1 protein-coding gene is annotated in these 1909 nt (G+C 44.3%); it reads right to left on the bottom strand.

The features are described 5' to 3' along the window. Positions 1-72: 72 nt before the first annotated feature. Complete coding sequence (gene ltrA / locus KQI85_RS16260) at positions 73-1467, bottom strand: group II intron reverse transcriptase/maturase (protein ID WP_216577066.1); 1395 nt, start codon at positions 1465-1467, stop codon at positions 73-75. Positions 1468-1909: the final 442 nt, after the last annotated feature.

Below are 1909 nucleotides of genomic sequence, written 5' to 3'. Positions count from 1 at the left end.
AATCGAGTAGGAGGCGGTGATTAACCGCCGTCCTCTCACAGCACCGTACGTACCGTTCGGTATACGGCGCTTTCAATAGTTAACGTGCACAGACTGGTAGGCTGTAGCTAAATCATAATAGCCACTGTTTATCAGTCTTTCTTTATTCAGCGCCCAAATCACAGCTTTGTTATTACTGATATACCAATACTTTCTGCGACTGTTTGCTATTGTTGCCGCATAGTGTTCTGGAATTCCCAGCTTGACTAGATTTTTATATTTCGTTTTAGGTTTCTTCCACTGTTTCCATATACACATACGTATTCTGTGATAGAGCCATCCATTGATGTCATCTATGTTGTTCTTCATACTTGCAATTCCGTAGTAGTTAAGCCATCCCCTTGCATACACCTTGATTCTCTCAAGGTTTGGCTTGATTGACTGACATCGCTTACGGGAAGATAACTCCTTCAGTCTGGACTTAAACTTCTTCCATGACTTCGGATGAACTCGGACATATATGCCTTTTCCGTTCCTTCCCAATGCAAAGCCAAGGAATTTAAAATTTCGGATTGCAAACACACTGACAGTACGGCTCTTTTCTCGGTTGACTGTAAGTTTCAGCCTCTCCTCAAGATATTTTGTACTGCTTTCCAAGAGTCTCTCTGATGCTCGCTTGCTCTTTGCAAGAAGCACAATGTCATCTGCATATCTTATGCATGGAACATCTCTTTTCAGGAATTCCTGGTCGAACTCATTGAGGTAGACATTTGCCAGCAATGGTGATAGATTTCCACCTTGTGGTGAGCCTTCCTCTGTGTCAATAACTACTCCGTTTTCCATTACACCGCTTTTCAGATAGCGTTTTATCAGTTGCACTACACGTTCATCCTTTACATTCTTTCGGAGAAGATTGATAAGAATTTCGTGATTAAGAGTGTCGAAGTACTTTGACAAGTCAAGGACTACAGCAAATGTATAGCCTTGCTCGGCATACTCCTTAACCTTAAGTATTGCATCTTTTGCACTTCTGTTCGGACGATAGCCATAGCTACCTTCTGCAAACAGCGGTTCATAGATTGGCACTAACTGTTGAGTTATTGCCTGTTGAAGTGTACGGTCTACCACTGTTGGTATGCCAAGCTTTCGCACACCACCGTCTGGTTTGGGAATTTCAACTCGTCTTACTGGAGACGGAGTATACTTTCCACGATAAATGCGGTCGGTTAACTCTTGTTGATGTTCCTTTAGATATGGAAGAGCCTCCTCAATGGTCATGCCATCAATTCCTGGCGCTCCCTTGTTTGCCTTGACTCTCTTATATGCCCTGTTAAAGTTGTCTTTATACAGTATCGCTTCCAAAAGTCTCGGCTGTGCACTGTCTCTTTCTTTCCATATCCGATTGAATGACCTAGACGCTTTCTCATACCCTTCATGTTCTGCATTATCTCTTTTCGAACAGCCATTGTTTTCAATGTTTTCTGCCATAGACGGTCATTCCTCCTTTCTCGGTCATACTCAAGACTCCTACTGATTCGGTCCTTCACCTCTCGGCTACTATGACCTCTGCTGACTTCTGCGCGTTCAGCATTGCTTTATGCAATGGTTACCTCTTTCAAGGCGTACCGCACAGACCTCCCTAGGTACCACACGTTTCTTCCTCTCCATCCATCTGCCTCATTTATCATGCATGATTCCGTGTAGTTATTGGGCTTCGATTTGGCTCGCAACCTTACCCTCATGCATAACCTCATATGAGATTTCTGTTCGTCAGACTAGAGATTTGCCCATGAGTTAGTATGTTCCTCACATCCAGCTTCCTTCAGATTCCGCCTCACGGTGGACACCCTTGCCTTCGGCTATATCCTTCCCACTACCGGGTGGATTCGGGACTTTAACCCGTTAGAAACGTGCGCCGCTAGGCACACGA

Source organism: Falcatimonas sp. MSJ-15 (genome assembly GCF_018918265.1).
GTDB lineage: Bacteria > Bacillota > Clostridia > Lachnospirales > Lachnospiraceae > Falcatimonas.
Note: the sequence above shows the minus strand (reverse complement) of the source record. Positions and strands in the feature narration are given on the sequence as shown.

Excerpts from the sequence above, each read along its gene's own strand:
- ltrA (WP_216577066.1), bottom strand. The coding sequence starts at position 1,467 with ATGGCAGAAAACATTGAAAACAATGGCTGTTCGAAAAGAGATAATGCA.